The sequence below is a fragment of the Novosphingobium sp. MD-1 genome, from assembly GCF_001014975.1.
GTDB lineage: Bacteria > Pseudomonadota > Alphaproteobacteria > Sphingomonadales > Sphingomonadaceae > Novosphingobium.
This window is the reverse complement of record NZ_BBXA01000034.1, coordinates 86,197-101,001: the sequence shown is the minus strand read 5'-3', so window position 1 is coordinate 101,001 and position 14,805 is coordinate 86,197. Positions and strand designations below refer to the sequence as shown.

The 14,805-nt window shown below is 64.8% G+C and carries 17 protein-coding genes and 3 tRNA genes; 14 read left to right on the top strand and 6 right to left on the bottom strand.

Annotated elements, in window-relative coordinates; translation table 11 throughout:
- The first annotated feature begins 39 nt into the window (after window positions 1-39).
- The 3 genes from NMD1_RS20540 to NMD1_RS20530 all read left to right on the top strand — a co-directional run bounded on the left by NMD1_RS20540 (window position 40) and on the right by NMD1_RS20530 (window position 708).
- The gene (locus NMD1_RS20540; RefSeq protein ID WP_124809047.1) at window positions 40-357 is read left to right on the top strand and encodes an FYDLN acid domain-containing protein; all 318 of its coding nucleotides are present in this window, start codon (window positions 40-42) and stop codon (window positions 355-357) included.
- Between the two features lie 175 nt (window positions 358-532).
- A tRNA-Ala gene (locus NMD1_RS20535) sits at window positions 533-608 on the top strand.
- A gap of 24 nt (window positions 609-632) precedes the next feature.
- Window positions 633-708: transfer RNA gene (locus tag NMD1_RS20530), tRNA-Lys, on the top strand.
- A gap of 73 nt (window positions 709-781) precedes the next feature.
- Here NMD1_RS20530 and NMD1_RS20525 read toward each other — a convergent pair.
- Window positions 782-1,720, bottom strand: coding sequence for an isopenicillin N synthase family oxygenase (locus tag NMD1_RS20525; RefSeq protein ID WP_125957069.1), 939 nt, complete (start codon window positions 1,718-1,720; stop codon window positions 782-784).
- Window positions 1,721-1,781: 61 nt separating this feature from the next.
- On the opposite strand from NMD1_RS20525, the gene NMD1_RS20520 reads away from it, so the two are divergent.
- Together NMD1_RS20520 and NMD1_RS20515 are read left to right on the top strand one after the other, a co-directional pair.
- The gene (locus NMD1_RS20520; protein ID WP_223806587.1) at window positions 1,782-2,219 is read left to right on the top strand and encodes an EVE domain-containing protein; all 438 of its coding nucleotides are present in this window, start codon (window positions 1,782-1,784) and stop codon (window positions 2,217-2,219) included.
- A 79-nt stretch (window positions 2,220-2,298) separates the two neighbouring features.
- A complete protein-coding gene (locus NMD1_RS20515; protein ID WP_125957066.1) occupies window positions 2,299-2,544 on the top strand; it encodes a hypothetical protein in 246 nt (81 codons plus the stop codon).
- 22 nt (window positions 2,545-2,566) lie between these two features.
- On the opposite strand, the gene NMD1_RS20510 is transcribed toward NMD1_RS20515, so the two are convergent.
- Window positions 2,567-3,889, bottom strand: coding sequence for an MFS transporter (locus NMD1_RS20510; RefSeq protein WP_124809050.1), 1,323 nt, complete (start codon window positions 3,887-3,889; stop codon window positions 2,567-2,569).
- A 232-nt stretch (window positions 3,890-4,121) separates the two neighbouring features.
- Here NMD1_RS20510 and pgsA point away from each other — a divergent pair, with 232 nt between their 5' ends.
- On the top strand, window positions 4,122-4,715 hold the full coding sequence (pgsA, locus tag NMD1_RS20505) for a CDP-diacylglycerol--glycerol-3-phosphate 3-phosphatidyltransferase (RefSeq protein ID WP_124809051.1): 594 nt from the start codon (window positions 4,122-4,124) through the stop codon (window positions 4,713-4,715).
- 21 nt (window positions 4,716-4,736) lie between these two features.
- Here pgsA and NMD1_RS20500 read toward each other — a convergent pair whose 3' ends face one another.
- Complete coding sequence (locus NMD1_RS20500; protein ID WP_124809052.1) at window positions 4,737-5,633, bottom strand: hydrogen peroxide-inducible genes activator; 897 nt, start codon at window positions 5,631-5,633, stop codon at window positions 4,737-4,739.
- A 4-nt stretch (window positions 5,634-5,637) separates the two neighbouring features.
- Window positions 5,638-6,849: a ribonuclease D gene (gene rnd / locus NMD1_RS20495; protein ID WP_124809053.1), complete on the bottom strand. Its 1,212-nt coding sequence runs from the start codon at window positions 6,847-6,849 to the stop codon at window positions 5,638-5,640.
- Window positions 6,850-6,991: 142 nt separating this feature from the next.
- Between rnd and aspS the strand changes: the two genes are divergently transcribed.
- From aspS to NMD1_RS21795, 7 genes are all read left to right on the top strand, one after another.
- Window positions 6,992-8,773, top strand: coding sequence for an aspartate--tRNA ligase (gene aspS / locus NMD1_RS20490; protein WP_125957064.1), 1,782 nt, complete (start codon window positions 6,992-6,994; stop codon window positions 8,771-8,773).
- A 118-nt stretch (window positions 8,774-8,891) separates the two neighbouring features.
- Window positions 8,892-9,128 (top strand): acyl carrier protein, encoded by a 237-nt coding sequence (locus NMD1_RS20485; protein WP_028657713.1) that lies wholly within the window; start codon window positions 8,892-8,894, stop codon window positions 9,126-9,128.
- A gap of 192 nt (window positions 9,129-9,320) precedes the next feature.
- Entirely contained in the window at window positions 9,321-10,577 is a 1,257-nt protein-coding gene (gene fabF, locus NMD1_RS20480) for a beta-ketoacyl-ACP synthase II (RefSeq protein ID WP_125957062.1), read from the top strand.
- Window positions 10,578-10,621: 44 nt separating this feature from the next.
- The gene (mltG, locus tag NMD1_RS20475; RefSeq protein ID WP_124809056.1) at window positions 10,622-11,602 is read left to right on the top strand and encodes an endolytic transglycosylase MltG; all 981 of its coding nucleotides are present in this window, start codon (window positions 10,622-10,624) and stop codon (window positions 11,600-11,602) included.
- Window positions 11,589-12,140 carry a 2'-5' RNA ligase family protein gene (locus NMD1_RS20470; RefSeq protein ID WP_233497898.1) on the top strand — a complete coding sequence of 184 codons (552 nt, stop codon included), beginning with the start codon at window positions 11,589-11,591 and terminating at the stop codon, window positions 12,138-12,140. The genes mltG and NMD1_RS20470 overlap by 14 nt, the downstream gene beginning before the upstream one ends.
- A 128-nt stretch (window positions 12,141-12,268) precedes the next feature.
- Window positions 12,269-12,345, top strand: a tRNA-Met gene (locus NMD1_RS20465).
- A gap of 54 nt (window positions 12,346-12,399) precedes the next feature.
- Complete coding sequence (locus tag NMD1_RS21795) at window positions 12,400-12,789, top strand: Arm DNA-binding domain-containing protein (protein ID WP_375600814.1); 390 nt, start codon at window positions 12,400-12,402, stop codon at window positions 12,787-12,789.
- A 15-nt stretch (window positions 12,790-12,804) separates the two neighbouring features.
- Here the strand turns inward: NMD1_RS21795 and NMD1_RS20460 are convergent, their stop codons facing one another.
- Together NMD1_RS20460 and NMD1_RS20455 are read right to left on the bottom strand one after the other, a co-directional pair.
- Window positions 12,805-13,242, bottom strand: coding sequence for an acetyltransferase (locus NMD1_RS20460; protein WP_125957058.1), 438 nt, complete (start codon window positions 13,240-13,242; stop codon window positions 12,805-12,807).
- Between the two features lie 105 nt (window positions 13,243-13,347).
- Window positions 13,348-14,013 carry an O-methyltransferase gene (locus NMD1_RS20455; protein WP_125957056.1) on the bottom strand — a complete coding sequence of 222 codons (666 nt, stop codon included), beginning with the start codon at window positions 14,011-14,013 and terminating at the stop codon, window positions 13,348-13,350.
- Window positions 14,014-14,101: 88 nt separating this feature from the next.
- On the opposite strand from NMD1_RS20455, the gene NMD1_RS20450 reads away from it, so the two are divergent.
- Window positions 14,102-14,731, top strand: coding sequence for a TetR family transcriptional regulator (locus NMD1_RS20450; RefSeq protein ID WP_125957054.1), 630 nt, complete (start codon window positions 14,102-14,104; stop codon window positions 14,729-14,731).
- Window positions 14,732-14,805: the final 74 nt, after the last annotated feature.

Genomic DNA, 14,805 nt, shown 5'->3' with positions numbered 1-14,805 from the left:
CCTGCGGCTTTCCGCCGCCGGCAAGATCGAGGACATTTCATGGTCAAGCCTGAATGGGGCGCCAAGCACACCTGCCCGAAGTGCGGCACCCGCTTCTACGACCTGGGCAACGCGGACCCGGTCACCTGCGTCGAATGCAAGTACGCCTGGCAGCCCGAGCCGGTGCTGAAGTCCAAGCAGCCGATTCCCTATGAGGAAATCCAGAAGGAGAAGGTCGAGGCCGACGCCGACGTCGATCTGGCCGACGAGGATCTGGATATCGACGAGGACGGCGATTCGCCCGACAACGACGTCGATCTGGGCGGCGACGATGACCTGGGCGTGCCCGGTCACGACGACGAAGCCGACGAAAACTGAGTTCCGGCTGGCGCTTCCGGCCCGGCACTTTGCGGGTCCGGAAGCTCCGGTCACAAAATTGCGGCGGTGGCGAAAATTGCTCTTGCCAGCCGCGCGGGCCTCACTTAAAGGCCCGGCTCCCGGCAGGGCAACTGCCGGACGGAGCGCCTCCCAGGGCGTTTCCGCTGGATACCGTGGGGCCGTAGCTCAGCTGGGAGAGCGCTACAATGGCATTGTAGAGGTCAGGGGTTCGATCCCCCTCGGCTCCACCATCCCCCCGTTTCGATGACGGGAATGGACGCATAGCTCAGTTGGTAGAGCAGCTGACTCTTAATCAGCGGGTCCTAGGTTCGAGCCCTAGTGCGTCCACCATCCCCCTACCGGTCCAACATCCCATGAAGCCCGTGCGCGATCGGTCCTTCATGAACCGACCGCGCTGCCCCACCTATTTCTTCAGGCCGATTTCGCGCAGGCGTTCCTGCAGGTAATCGTCGGCGGTGATCGATACCGGATAGCGGTCCGGATTCTCGGGCGTGATGCACTGGGGCAGCGTGCGGAAGGCGAAGTCGCTGCGCAGGTGCAGGAAGAAGGGCATCGAATAGCGGCTGAACGCGGCGCGGGGGCCTTCCGGATTGCGGACGCGGTGCGTGGTCGATGGCAGCACGTGGTTGGTCAGGCGCTGCAGCATGTCGCCGATGTTGACGACGAGCGCGCCGTCAGGCGGGGAGACGCCGATCCAGCGGCCATCCTTGGTCAGCAGTTCGAGGCCCGCTTCTTCCGCGCCCAGCAGCAGGGTGATCAGGTTGATATCCTCGTGCGCGCCGGCGCGGATCGCGCCGCCTTCGGCATCGGGCACCGGCGGATAGTGCAGCAGGCGCATGACCGAGTTGCCGTCGGCGATGGCAGGATCGAACCAGTTTTCATCCAGCCCCAGCCACACCGCGATGCGCGCCAGGATGCGCGCGCCGGTCTGGTCGAACGCGGCGTAGAGCGCTTCGAACGTCTCGCGGAAGCCTTCCGGCCGCGTCGGCCAGATGTTGGGCGGCATCGACGTGGTGGCCAGCGGGTGGCCCGCCGGCAGGTCGCGCCCAACGTGCCAGAACTCCTTGAGGTCGCGCGCCTTGGCACCCTTGGCGATTTCCACGCCGAACGGGGTATAGCCGCGCGCGCCGGCAAGGCCATCGAGGAAGTACGAGCGCTTCTCCTCCTCCGGCAGCGCGAAGAAGGCTTCGGTCAGGCGCCACGCCCGACCGATCAGGTCCGGATCGATGCCGTGGTCGCGCACCATGGCGAAGCCGAAAGTCTGGAAGCTTTCGCCCAGATCGCGGGAAAGCGCGGCGGGATCGCTGGCGAGCGAGAGCACCGGCAAAGTTTCGAGGTTCATGATATTCCTGTGCGCAAATTGCGGTTATGAGGCCCGCATACCCGGTTTGCGGAAGGCTTTCATGATCAAAATCAAGGATGGGATGGCGCTTTGGCTGATGAAGTCGGAACCCGACGCTTATAGCTGGGACGATCTCGTTGCCGAAGGCGAGGGGACGTGGGACGGCGTGCGCAACCATCTGGCCGCGCGGAACCTGCGCACGATGAAGGAAGGCGATCTCGCCTTCTTCTACCACTCCAACATCGGGCTGGAGATCGTGGGCGTGATCACCATCAGCAAGGGCGGCATCACCGACCCGACCGATCCGGAGGGCAAGTGGGCCGCGGTCAAGGTCAAGCCGGTCGAAAAACTGAAGCACCCGGTCACGCTCAAGCAGATCAAGGCCACGCCGGAATTGGCCGACATGGACCTGATCCGGCAATCGCGCTTGTCGGTGTCGGCGGTGAAGCCGGACGAATGGGCGCGGATCATCGCCATGTCGGAAGCCGCCACCGCATAACTGTCCCGCTCCGGCACTGTGCCAAAAAGCGACGCGGAACCGGGGATCACAGTGGTGAACAAGGCGTTAAAGCGGCGTCATGGAAACGTCGCTTCGCCCCCAGTTCGGTCTTCGCAAAACATCCGGTCATCCGTTCCGGCGACGCCTGCCGGCGCGGGTGCTCCGCGCTCTGCCGGTGTTCGAGCCGGAAGTGCTGGAAGCGATGCGCCGTGCCGAGCTACGCTCGAAACCGGTCGATCCGCGCCATATCACCCGGCAGGACGTCAAGGACTTCCTGATCGCCTATTGCGCCTGCTTCGTCGCCATCATGGCGTGGATCGCCTGACCGGGCGGACGGCCGTGCCGGGTCAGGCTGGCGAAACCTCATCGGCGCAGGCGCGCTCGGCCGCGTAGAGCAACTGGCCAAGCCAGGCGGATACCAGACACATCGCCGCGCCCAGCAGCAACTGGTCGATCAGCGCCACCTTGGCCGCGCTGAGGCCCGCCGCCAGCGCTGCGCCGACGACCATCGCGCCCGAGTTGACGATGTTGTTGGCCGCGATCGTGCGCGCGGTTTCGGACTTGTCGACCACGGTGGTGAGGAACGCGTAGAGCGGCACCACGAACATGCCGCCGGCCACCGCGATGCCGAGCAGCGAAAGCAGCAGCGGCACCGCCATGGGATGATGGACGAAGGTGCCGACGTTCATCAGCAGGCCGTCCTCGGGCGGCGTCCAGGCCCGGCAAACGAAGTGGAAGGCGACGATGAACAGGCCCATCGCGATCACCGACCACGGCGAATAGCGTGCCGATACCGTCCCCTTGAGCAGCGCGTTGATCGAAACCGAGCCGATGGCGACGCCGATCGAGAACACCACGAGGAACAGGCTGGCCACTTCCTTGCTGGCGCTGAGCACGTTCTTGGCGAGCGGGGGGAACTGGATGAACAGCACCGCGCCGATCGTCCAGAAGAAGCTGATCGCCATGATCGCCAGAAACACGCGCCGGTGCCGGGTGGTGTTGCGGATGAGCGTTAGCGAGGAACGCCAGATGTGGTAATCGAGCGGTTGCGCGGCAATCAGCGGCTCTGCCGGGGGAACCTGCCGGCCGGCGAGATAGCCGATCATGGCGGTGACGATCACGCCCCCTGCGGCCCATTCGACCGGAATCCATCCCGCCAGGATCGTACCCGCCAGAATCGCGAGATAGGTGCCCGCTTCGACCAGTCCGGTGCCGGCCAGCACCTCGTTGGCGTGCAGGTGCTGCGGAAGGATCGCGTACTTGATCGGACCGAAAAAGGTGGAATGCACCCCCATGGCCAGCAGCGCGGCCAGCATCAGTGGAATGGCGGCGGTGTGGATGGCGATGCCCTTCCATGCCAGCACCAGGCCGGCGCCGCCCGCCAGCATGATCAGGATTTCGCAGAACTTGATGATGCGGATGATCCGCGCCTTGTCGCGCATGTCGGCCAGTTGCCCGGCCAGCGCCGAAAGCAGGAAGAACGGCAGGATGAACAGTGCCGAGGCTATCGCGGAAAAGCGCGCCTCTTCCGCTTCGGAGTTGTAGATGCTGTAAACCACGTACAGCACCATCGCGTTCTTGAAGAGATTATCGTTGAACGCGCCCAGCAGCTGCGTGACGAACAAGGGCAGAAACCGGCGCGTATGAATGAGATGCGTCGATGTCGTCATACTTTCTGGCCAAGCATCCCCGTTCGCCGCAGACCCTTACCGCCAAGACCGGTGCGGGCAAGGGGCAAACGCATGTTTTCACACAGGCCGGAGGCAATTCCGGCACCGGTGGCCACGCGGGTGTCCCGTTGCGGGCCACGCCTCGTTGCAGTTTCGCGTGATGTTTCCGTGACGTCAGAAAATTCAGGACTGGAGGTTTCGCGTTGCGGCAGAGCATCGTATGGCAGGGGTGATGCTGACGCTGCCCAACATCCTGACGCTGTCGCGCATTGTCACCGTTCCGGTGCTAGCCGCGCTGTTGTGGTTCCCCCGCTGGCCGCTGGGCTACGGGATCGGTTTCGCGGTCTATTGCCTGATGGGCATCACCGACTATTTCGACGGCTATCTGGCGCGGGCGCAGGGGGCGGTCTCGAAGCTCGGCATCTTCCTCGATCCCATCGCCGACAAGATCATGGTGGCGGCGGTCATCCTCGTGCTGACCGCGCAGGGCGTGCTGACCGGGCCTTATGTGGGCGACATGCACGTGATCGCGGGGCTGGTGATCCTGCTGCGCGAGATCGCCGTGTCGGGCCTGCGCGAGTTTCTGGGCGGCATCCAGGTTTCGGTGCCGGTGTCCAAGCTCGCCAAGTGGAAGACGACGTTCCAGATGGTGTCGCTGGGCGCGCTGATCCTGGGCGGGGCGCTGCCGGGCTGGACGGCGACGCTGGGCGGCTTCACCTTCAACCTGCCGCACACCGTGGGGCTCACCACGCTGTGGGGCGCGGCCGCGCTGACGCTGGTGACCGGGTGGGATTATCTGCGGGTGGGCCTCAAGCACATGGACTGACGCTGGCCAGCCGGCGTCGTTTCAGCCGGCCCGCAGCTCCTGCGCCAGCAGCCTGAACTCTTCGCCCCGCGGCGAATTCTTGCGCCAGACCAGCGCGATCTCGCGCCAGGCATGGTCGGCCTGTAGCGGGCGCGCGACGATCTCGGTATCGTGGAGAATGCCCGCCTCGACCGCCATTTCGGGCAGCATGGTCAGGCCCAGCCCGTTATCGACCATCTGCACCAGGGTGTGCAGCGACGTGCCGATCATGGTGGCGCTGGCGCGCAGTTCCGGGCGGTTGCACGCGGCCAGCGCGTGTTCCTTCAGACAGTGCCCGTCCTCCAGCAACAGCAGGCGGTTCTCGTCGATGATGCTGGGCGGAACGCTGGCCGGCGGATCGCGCGGATCGTCCTTGGGGAAGGCGACATAGAGCCGGTCGTTGAACAGGTGTTCCGCTTCCACTTCGCCGGTGGGGAAGGGCAGGGCCAGCAGCACGCAATCGGCGCGCCCGTGGTGGAGCGATTCGATTGCCGCCGCGCTCGGCTCCTCGCGCAGGAACAGGCGCAGTTGTGGGCGTTCCTTGCGCAGGCGCGGCAGGATGCGCGGCAGCAGGAACGGCGCGATCGTGGGGATCACGCTCATGCGCAGTTCCCCGGCCAGTGGCGCACCGTGCGACTGGACGAGTTCGGACAACTCCTCCGCCTCGCGCAGCAGGCGGTGCGCCTTGGCGACGACCTGGTTGCCCAGCGGCGTGAAGCGCACGACGCGGCGGGTGCGTTCGACCAGCGTCACGCCCAGCAGCGTTTCCAGTTCGCGCAGGCCAGCCGAAAGCGTGGACTGCGAGACGAAGCACGCATCCGCCGCTCGGCCGAAGTGGCCGTGTTCGTGCAGGGCGACGAGATACTGGAGCTGCTTGAGCGTGGGCAGGTAGGTGGACATGCGCTCAGTCGATATGCGCGACCGGTTCGGCCGCGCTGCCGCCGCCGATGTCGTCGATGTGCGCCATCTTGAGCTTGCCGCCGACGACCGCGAAGGCCAGCTTGCCTTCGACGAGATCGAGCGCGTCGCGCCCGAACTGTTCGAAGCGCCATCCTTCCAGGATCGGCAGATTGCGCCGCTGCCCGGCGGCCAGCGCCTCCAGATCGTCGCTGCGCGCCAGCAGGCGGGCGGCGATGTCGATCTCGCGGCTGCGAATCTTGAGCAGCAGCTTGAGCAGGTCGGCCACCAGCGCGCCTTCCTTGCCCAGCGGCGCGCCGCGCGGCGCCTTGGGCGGCATTTCGGCTTCGGTCAGCGGCTTCGCCTCGGCGAGCGTTTGCATCAGGCGGCGGCCGATCTCGTTGTCCTTCCATCCGCTCGAAAGCCCGCGCACCTTGGCGAGTTCGTGCTGTTCACGCGGGGGGTGGCTGGCGATGTCGGCCAGCGTTTCATCGCGCATGATGCGGCCGCGCGGGATGTTCTTGTCCATCGCCTCGGCCTCGCGCCAGGCGGCGATGGCCCGCATCCGGCCAAGGACCGCGGGGTTGCGGCTGGGGGGGCGGATCTTCTGCCACACGGTCTGCGGATCGGACTTGTAGTTGGCCGGGTCCGCCAGCTTTTCCATCTCGATGTCGAGCCATTCGCCGCGCCCGGTCTTGATCAGGCGCTTGAGCAGCTTGGGAAAGATCTTCGACAGGTGCGTGACATCGCCGATCGCGTATTCGATCTGCCGTTCGGTGAGCGGCCGGCGCGACCAGTCGGTGAAGCGCGCGCCCTTGTCGATCGACAGGCCCAGCCAGCTTTCGACGAGGTTGGAATAGCCGATCTGTTCCGACTGGCTGACCGCCATCATCGCGATCTGCGTGTCGAAGATCGGGTGCGGGGTCTTGCCGGTGAGGTTGTAGATGATTTCCACGTCCTGCCCGCCGGCGTGGAAAACCTTGAGCACCTCCTCGTTGTCGACCAGCAGGTCGAGCAGCGGGGAAAGGTCGATTCCCGGCGCGAGCGGATCGACTGCGGCGGCTTCCTCGGTATTGGCGATCTGCACCAGGCAGAGTTCGGGCCAATAGGTGTTCTCGCGCATGAATTCCGTGTCGACGGTGACGAAATCGGACTTCGCGAGGCGTTCGCACAAGGCGGCGAGAGCGTCGGTGGTGGTGATCAGCGAATGTATCTTCATCGATCTTTTCTTTTTGACCCCGTCCCCTTCGGGGGCCTGTGGATGGACCCGTGCGGGTCCTCGGCTTGACAAAATGACGGCTATCGCCTGTTAGCCGCGCATATCCCCCTGCCTTATTGCAGACCGATTGGAAAGACCTTCGATGCACCTTTACCGTTCCCATACCTGCGGCGCCCTCTCGCGCGAGCATGTCGGCCAGGTGGTTCGCCTTTCCGGCTGGGTCCATCGCAAGCGCGATCACGGCGGCGTGCTGTTCGTCGATCTGCGCGATCACTATGGCATGACGCAGATCGTCGCCGATGCCGACAGCGCGGCGCTGCCGCTGCTGGAAGGGCTGCGCGTGGAAAGCGTGGTGACGATCGATGGCGAAGTGAAGGCGCGCGCCGAGGGCACCGTCAACCCGAACCTGCCGACCGGCGCGATCGAGGTCTTCGCCCGGTCCGCAACGGTGCTGGCGGCGGCGGAGGAGCTGCCGCTGCCGGTGGCCGGCGAACAGGAATATCCGGAGGACATCCGCCTCAAGTTCCGCTTCCTCGACCTGCGCCGCGAAACGCTGCACGCCAACATCGTCAAGCGCACCAAGGTCATTTCGGACATGCGTCGCCGCATGGAAGCCGCCGGCTTCACCGAATATTCGACGCCGATCCTCACCGCCTCCAGCCCCGAAGGCGCGCGCGATTTCCTGGTGCCGAGCCGCATCCATCCCGGCAAGTTCTATGCGCTGCCGCAGGCGCCGCAGCAGTACAAGCAGCTGCTGATGGTGGCGGGCTTCGACCGTTATTTCCAGATCGCCCCGTGCTTCCGCGACGAGGACCCGCGTGCCGACCGCCTGCCGGGCGAGTTCTACCAGCTCGACCTGGAAATGAGCTTCGTGACGCAGGAGGAAGTCTGGGAAACGATGGAGCCGGTGATCGGCGGCGTGTTCGAGGCGTTCGCGGAAGGGCGCCCGGTCACCCCGATCGGCCAGTTCCCGCGCATCCCCTACAGCGAAGCCATGCTCAAGTATGGTTCGGACAAGCCGGACCTGCGCAACCCGCTGCTCATTACCGACGTTTCGTGGCACTTCACCCAGTCCGGGTTCGGCCTGTTCGAGAAGATCGTGGGCACGGGCGGCGTGGTTCGCGCCATTCCGGCGCCGGGCACGGCCGACAAGAGCCGCAAGTTCTTCGACGACATGAACGACTGGGCGCGGGGCGAAGGCTTTGCCGGGCTTGGCTACGTTACCCGCAAGGGCGGCGAATTCGGCGGTCCGATCGCCAAGAACCACGGCACGGAAGGCATGGAGAAGCTCTATGCCGAACTTGGCCTGGGGGCGGACGACGGCCTGTTCTTCGCGGCCGGCAAGGAAGACCAGGCGGCCAAGCTGGCGGGTCTTGCCCGCAACCGCGTGGGCGAACAGCTCGGCCTGATCGACAAGGACCGGTTCGCGCTGTGCTGGATCGTCGATTTCCCGTTCTACGAATGGGACGAGGAGAACAAGAAGGTCGAGTTCAGCCACAACCCGTTCTCGATGCCGCAGGGCGGGCTGGAGGCGCTGAACACGCAGGACCCGCTGACGATCAACGCCTTCCAGTACGATCTCGTCTGCAACGGCTACGAGATCGCCTCCGGCTCGATCCGCAACCAGTCGCCCGAAACGATGGTCAAGGCGTTCGAGCTGGTCGGCCTGTCGAAGGAGGACGTCGAGGAGCGTTTCGGCGGCCTTTACCGCGCGTTCCAGTATGGCGCGCCGCCGCACGGGGGCATGGCCGCCGGCGTGGACCGCATCGTCATGCTGATCTGCGGCGTGCAGAACCTGCGCGAAATCTCGCTGTTCCCGATGAACCAGCGCGCGGAGGATTTGCTGATGGGCGCGCCTTCGCCGGCGGGCCTCAAGCAGCTGCGCGAACTGCATATCCGGGTGGTGGAACCGTCAAAGGGATGACGGCGGGCCGTGGGGTGCTTGCGGCATCGCCGTTCACGCCCTACTTGCCAGCCAGCAATCCGCACATTAGGGCGAAAGCCGAAACAAAAACCAACCGCTTTCCTTCGAAGGGGCATTTATGAGCGATACCGCCGACCGCGTTAAGAAGATCGTTGTCGAGCACCTCGGCGTCGAGGCCGACAAGGTCACCGAAGACGCCAGCTTCATCGACGACCTGGGCGCCGATTCGCTCGACATCGTCGAGCTGGTCATGGCCTTCGAGGAAGAATTTGGCGTCGAGATCCCGGACGACGCGGCGGAGAAGATCTCCACCGTTTCCGACGCGATCAAGTACATCGACGAAAACAAGGGCTGATCAGGCTCTTACAGATTACCCCCGTCTGCCCTGCGCTTGTCGAAGGGCTGTCCTTTTTCCCCGGACTCCCGGCCGGAAAGTGAAGGACGGGGCCTCGACAGGCTCAGCCCGCAAGGTGTCTGGGCCTGTTGTGCGTGAAAGTGCCAGGCCAGCGATGGGCCAGGGCCGCGAATGGAAGTTTCGGAGAATATCATGCGTCGTGTGGTCGTAACCGGACTGGGCCTCGTCACTCCGCTGGGAGCCGACGTTGAAACCGTGTGGAAAAACCTGCTGGCCGGCAAATCCGGTGCGGGGCCGATCACGAAGTTCGATACGACGGGTCAGAAGTGCCTGATCGCCTGTGAAGTGAAGCCGGCGGATCACGAATACGGCTTCGACCCAGGCAAGCGCGTCGATCACAAGATCCAGCGCCAGGTCGATCCGTTCATCGTCTATGGCATCGACGCCGCCGGGCAGGCGCTGGAAGACGCCGGCCTTGTCGACATGGATGACGATCTGAAGCAGCGCACCGGCTGCTCGATCGGGTCGGGCATCGGCGGGCTGCCGGGCATCGAAAGCGAATCGATCGTCCTGCACGAAAAGGGACCGGGCCGGGTTTCTCCCCACTTCGTCCACGGGCGGCTGATCAACCTGATCTCGGGCCAGGTCTCGATCAAGTATGGCCTGATGGGGCCGAACCACGCGGTGGTGACGGCTTGCTCCACCGGCGCGCACTCGATCGGTGACGCGGCCCGGATGATCAAGGACGGCGATGCCGACGTGATGCTGGCGGGCGGTGCGGAAAGCACGATCAACCCGCTGGGCGTGGCCGGCTTCGCGCAGGCGCGCGCGCTGAACTGCAGCTACAACGATCGCCCCGAACAGGCGAGCCGCCCCTATGACAAGGACCGCGACGGCTTCGTGATGGGCGAGGGCGCGGGCGTGGTGGTGCTGGAAGAGTACGAGCACGCCAAGGCGCGCGGCGCGAAGATCTATGCCGAAGTCGTCGGCTATGGCCTCTCGGGCGATGCCTACCACGTCACCGCGCCGCACCCGGAAGGCAAGGGCGCGGAACTGGCCATGCGCATGGCGCTGCGCAAGGCGGGGATGGAGCCGGGCGACATCGACTATGTCAACGCCCATGGCACCTCGACGATGGCCGACACGATCGAACTGGGCGCGGTGAAGCGCGTGCTGGGCAATGATCTGGGCGGCGCTTCGATGAGCAGCACCAAGTCCGCCATCGGCCACCTGCTGGGCGGCGCGGGCGCGGTGGAAGCGATCTTCTGCATTCTCGCCATCCGCGACCAGATCGTGCCGCCGACGCTCAACCTCGACAATCCCGACGAGGGGACCGAGGGCGTGGACCTTGTGCCGCACCATGCGAAGAAGCGCACCGTGCGCGCCGCGCTCAACAATAGCTTCGGTTTCGGCGGCACCAACGCCAGCGTGATCGTGAAAGCGGTCTGAGCAGGCGTCGGCGTGGCGTCCGCGGCAAAGCCGGGAGCCGGAAGATGATGTTTCGCGGCAAGGCCTGGCTGCTGGCGCTGGTGGTGGCGACGGTGCTGCTGTTCGCGGTCGGCCGCTTTTTCTACACCTGGTACGGCCCCGGACCCTTGGCGAAGGACACCACTTTCGTCGTGCCCGATGGCGTGGCGCTGTGGAGCATCTCGGCCAAGCTGGAGAAGGAAGGGGCGATCCCCTCGGCGTCCTCGTTCCGCGCCCATGCCAAGCTGTTCGGCAGCGACGAGCCGATCAAGGCCGGCGAATTCCTGCTGCCGCGCCATGCCAGCGCTTCGGAAATCCTCAAGATCCTGCAGGGCGCCGAAGGCACCATCCGCCGGATGGTGACCGTGCCCGAAGGGTTGCCGTCGATCATGGTCTACGAGCGGCTGATAAACCAGCCGCTGCTGACCGGCAGGGTCGCCGTGCCGGAAGAAGGCTCGGTCCTGCCCGACAGCTATGCTTTCCAGCGTGGCGAGAGCCGCGAGGCGGTGCTGAAGCGGATGCAGGCGGCGATGGACAAGACGCTGGCCGAGCTGTGGGCGAAGCGATCGCCCGATACGGTGGCCAAGACCCCGCGCGACGCGGTGATCCTTGCCTCTATCGTGGAGAAGGAGACGGGCAAGCCTTCCGAGCGGGGCATGGTCGCCGGGCTCTATTCCAACCGCGTGCGCAAGGGGATGCTGCTGCAGGCGGACCCCACGATCATCTACCCGATCACCAAGGGCAAGCCGCTGGGCCGCCGCATCCGCCAGTCGGAGATCCAGGCGGTCAACGACTACAATACCTACACCATGGTCGGCCTGCCCAAGGGGCCGATCACCAACCCCGGCCGCGCCTCGATCGAGGCGGTGCTGAACCCGGCGAAGACCGAAGCGATCTATATGGTGGCGGATGGCACGGGCGGGCATGTCTTCGCGTCCACCCTGCAGGAGCACAACGCCAACGTCGCCAAGTGGTTCGCGCTGCGGCGGCAACGTGGAGAGCTTTGACGCGGACGAGGCGGGGGCAGGGGCGCCGGCCGGGCGCTCCCCACTGATCGTCACCGCCACGCTGCCGCCGGCCGAACAAGCGTGGCTCGACCGCCTGCGGCGTGCCCATTTTCCGCCCGAGCGCAATTTCCTGGCCGCGCACGTAACGCTGTTCCACGCGCTTCCGCCTTTTGCAGAGGAGGAAGCACGGGCTTTGCTGGCGCGCGTCTGCGCGGACCATGCGCCGCCAGAGGCCCGGCTTTCCGGCGTGATGGACCTGGGCAAGGGCACGGCCTTTGCCATCGAGTGTGCGCCGCTGCTGGCGCTGCGGGACGACATCGCCGAGCATTTCCACGGCCTGCTGACCGCGCAGGACAGCCATCGCCCCCGACTGCACGTCACCGTCCAGAACAAGGTCGAACGCGCGGCGGCGCGGTCGCTGCAGACCGCGCTGGAGGCGGGTTTCCACCCGCGCGCGTTCCGCTTCGCAGGGCTGGCGTTGCACCGTTACAGGGGCGGTCCGTGGGAGGGCGTCGCGCAGTGCTCCTTCCGCGGGTGAGGGCGATAAAACGGTACGGGAACACCGGTCCAGAAACTTGTTCCACCCTGTGTTTCCCCTGTTGACCCCGCGCGGCTCCCCGCTTAAGAGCGCGGCCTGCCGAGCGATCCCCTGCGATCGCGCGATGGGGCGGAGTAGCTCAGCCGGTTAGAGCAGCGGAATCATAATCCGCGTGTCGGGGGTTCGAGTCCCTCCTCCGCTACCAGCGCGAAAATCACCTCAAAGCTTGTATTTTTGGCGGTTTTCCGCTGATTTCGAGATGCCGGAACGGAGCGTTCGGACATTCAGGGTGGCCTTTCCGTTCGACCAGATTTGGACAATTCTGGCCGGCTTTGGACAGTCCTTGGGTCATGATGTGTGTCATCGTTTTATGCGCCTCGCCTGTGACGAGGGTACCGTGGGGAAAGCTCAAACTCTAAGCCCCGCAATCATTAATGCGCTGGCGTCCGGCAAAAAGAACTGGGTCTTTCGTCGGCGTATCGCCCACTCCACCACCATAGCTCAGCTTAAGATCGGGACATTTCCTGCCTTCACCATTGCAGCGGCGCGCGATTGGGCAAGAACTCAGTCCGCTGGACCACAGCTATCGTCGGATCCGGCTGCTCGTGACGCGATGTCTCGGCGTACCGCCTACGTGGATGCCTGGTAGAGAGCGGAGGTTACGTTAGCCGCCATAACGCAAATGGATCAGCGGGTAAGGCCGACCTTGCCCATCGAGCGGTGAGCGTCCGGTTCGCCTGAAACCCATCCGCTCGTAAAAGCCGACAGCCTGACCGTTCTGTTCGTTGACGTCGGTCGTCATAGTTGATTGAAGCGACAGCCCATGGCGCACCAAGGCTGCGCCAACGCCCTGTCCTCGAACCTCGGGATCGACGAAAAGGGCTTCCATATGCCCTTCGTCTATCAACATGAATGCAATAGGCCGATCGTTGGCATCGACAGCTAGCCACAATGGAGCTGCTGGTAAAAACCCGCATACCATCTCGTCGATGGCCATTCGATCGTTCGGTGCAAGGAAGTGATGCGTCGCATCGACCGCGTCCCGCCAGATTTCGACAACGCGCTCACCGTCATCAGGCTTGGAAGATCGGATCACTATCATGGGGCGGCTTTTGGCACGAAGTGCTAAGGTCCGCTATGGTACCGACAGCTGACTTTGGGTTCCGCCACGCCGCACCTGCGAAAAGGCATCATTCCTTCCCCCTTCTCAATTCAGACGTATCGTGAGTTCGACGTCCTCCGTGAACGGCAGGGTGAGATAGCCGTTGGCGGGATCGCGGACGTATTCGAGATACTCGGGGCAGTGATCGGCGTTGTCGGCGATGATCACGGCACCGCGCCGCAAGCGGCTTTCCACGGTGGCCAGGACATCCCGGTACAGCGCCTTGGCGCCATCGAGCAGCATCAGATCGATCGCCTCGGGAAGATCGGATGCCAGCGTCTCCAGCGCATCGCCCTCGCGAATCTCGACAAGGTCGGAAAGCGTTCCGGCCGCCAGATTCGCGCGTGCCCGCGCGATCTTGGAAGGTTCGAACTCGGTAGTGATCAGCCGGCCGCCGCCGTTGTCCCTTAGCGCCGCCGCAAGGTGCAGCGTGGAGAGTCCGAACGACAAGCCGAACTCGACGATCGACCGCGCCCCAACGGCGCGCGCCAGCATGTAGAGCAGCCGGCCGGTATCCCGCGAAACCGGCAGCGCATAGTTTTTCAGCGCCGCATAGAAATCGTGATAGCCGGCCTTGTCGCGCATCATGTGCGCACGCTCCTCGTCCGAGATGGACGCGAAGGCCGGATCGTTCATGGGGTGGGCCGCTTCGGCCTCTGCAAAGAGGCGGGCGAGCAGCGGGCCGACAGGGGCAGTGGTGAGCGTGTTCATAAAGCTTCTCCTCGGCGTTTGCCTGCCGGGATAAATACGACTATTTCGTCAGGTTGGCCTATTCGCATTGGCGGGAAAGGAAGCGGGCATGGCGCGAAACGTCGGAGTTTCCTCGCGAAAGCACCCCAAGCAGGGCCGGTCGAACGACCTCGTTGCGGCGGTGCTCGATGCGGCTGTTCAGGTTTTGACGACCGAGGGCGAGCGGCGATTCACCACGGCCCGGGTGGCAGGGCGGGCGGGTGTCAGCGTCGGTTCGCTCTACCAGTACTTCCCCAACAAGGCGGCGATCCTTTTCCGTCTTCAGGCCGACGAATGGCGGCGCACCGTGGCGCTGTTGACCAGCATCATGAAAGACGAGGCACAGCCACCGCTCGTCCGGCTGCGCAGGCTGGTCCACGCCTTCATCCTTTCGGAGTGCGAAGAGGCAGCGGTTCGCCGCGCGCTAGCCGATGCGGCCCCGCTCTACCGGGATGCGCCCGAAGCGATCGAGGCCAAGGCGGGGAGCGAGCGCCTGTTCCGGGATTTCCTGGCGGAAATCCTTCCTCACGCCAGCGAGGAACAGCGGCATCTATCCGGTGATCTGATCAAACGCACACTCAGCGACGTCGGCGCCAGCTTTTCGGAAACGCCGCGCGAACCGGCCGAGATCAATGCCTATGCCGAAGCCATGGCGGACATGCTGTGCGGCTATCTCGAAAGATTGCATGGCGCGCTGTGATAGAGCCGCCTCTACACCGGACGTTTGGGCCTCTTGGTCAGGGCATCGGAACCGGCCATATATTCATCTGGCCG

Excerpts from the sequence above, each read along its gene's own strand:
- NMD1_RS20540 (WP_124809047.1), top strand. The coding sequence starts at position 40 with ATGGTCAAGCCTGAATGGGGCGCCAAGCACACCTGCCCGAAGTGCGGC.
- NMD1_RS20525 (WP_125957069.1), bottom strand. The coding sequence starts at position 1,720 with ATGAACCTCGAAACTTTGCCGGTGCTCTCGCTCGCCAGCGATCCCGCC.
- NMD1_RS20520 (WP_223806587.1), top strand. The coding sequence starts at position 1,782 with ATGATCAAAATCAAGGATGGGATGGCGCTTTGGCTGATGAAGTCGGAA.
- NMD1_RS20515 (WP_125957066.1), top strand. The coding sequence starts at position 2,299 with ATGGAAACGTCGCTTCGCCCCCAGTTCGGTCTTCGCAAAACATCCGGT.
- NMD1_RS20510 (WP_124809050.1), bottom strand. The coding sequence starts at position 3,889 with ATGACGACATCGACGCATCTCATTCATACGCGCCGGTTTCTGCCCTTG.
- pgsA (WP_124809051.1), top strand. The coding sequence starts at position 4,122 with ATGCTGACGCTGCCCAACATCCTGACGCTGTCGCGCATTGTCACCGTT.
- NMD1_RS20500 (WP_124809052.1), bottom strand. The coding sequence starts at position 5,633 with ATGTCCACCTACCTGCCCACGCTCAAGCAGCTCCAGTATCTCGTCGCC.
- rnd (WP_124809053.1), bottom strand. The coding sequence starts at position 6,849 with ATGAAGATACATTCGCTGATCACCACCACCGACGCTCTCGCCGCCTTG.
- aspS (WP_125957064.1), top strand. The coding sequence starts at position 6,992 with ATGCACCTTTACCGTTCCCATACCTGCGGCGCCCTCTCGCGCGAGCAT.
- NMD1_RS20485 (WP_028657713.1), top strand. The coding sequence starts at position 8,892 with ATGAGCGATACCGCCGACCGCGTTAAGAAGATCGTTGTCGAGCACCTC.
- fabF (WP_125957062.1), top strand. The coding sequence starts at position 9,321 with ATGCGTCGTGTGGTCGTAACCGGACTGGGCCTCGTCACTCCGCTGGGA.
- mltG (WP_124809056.1), top strand. The coding sequence starts at position 10,622 with ATGATGTTTCGCGGCAAGGCCTGGCTGCTGGCGCTGGTGGTGGCGACG.
- NMD1_RS21795 (WP_375600814.1), top strand. The coding sequence starts at position 12,400 with ATGCCGGAACGGAGCGTTCGGACATTCAGGGTGGCCTTTCCGTTCGAC.
- NMD1_RS20460 (WP_125957058.1), bottom strand. The coding sequence starts at position 13,242 with ATGATAGTGATCCGATCTTCCAAGCCTGATGACGGTGAGCGCGTTGTC.
- NMD1_RS20455 (WP_125957056.1), bottom strand. The coding sequence starts at position 14,013 with ATGAACACGCTCACCACTGCCCCTGTCGGCCCGCTGCTCGCCCGCCTC.
- NMD1_RS20450 (WP_125957054.1), top strand. The coding sequence starts at position 14,102 with ATGGCGCGAAACGTCGGAGTTTCCTCGCGAAAGCACCCCAAGCAGGGC.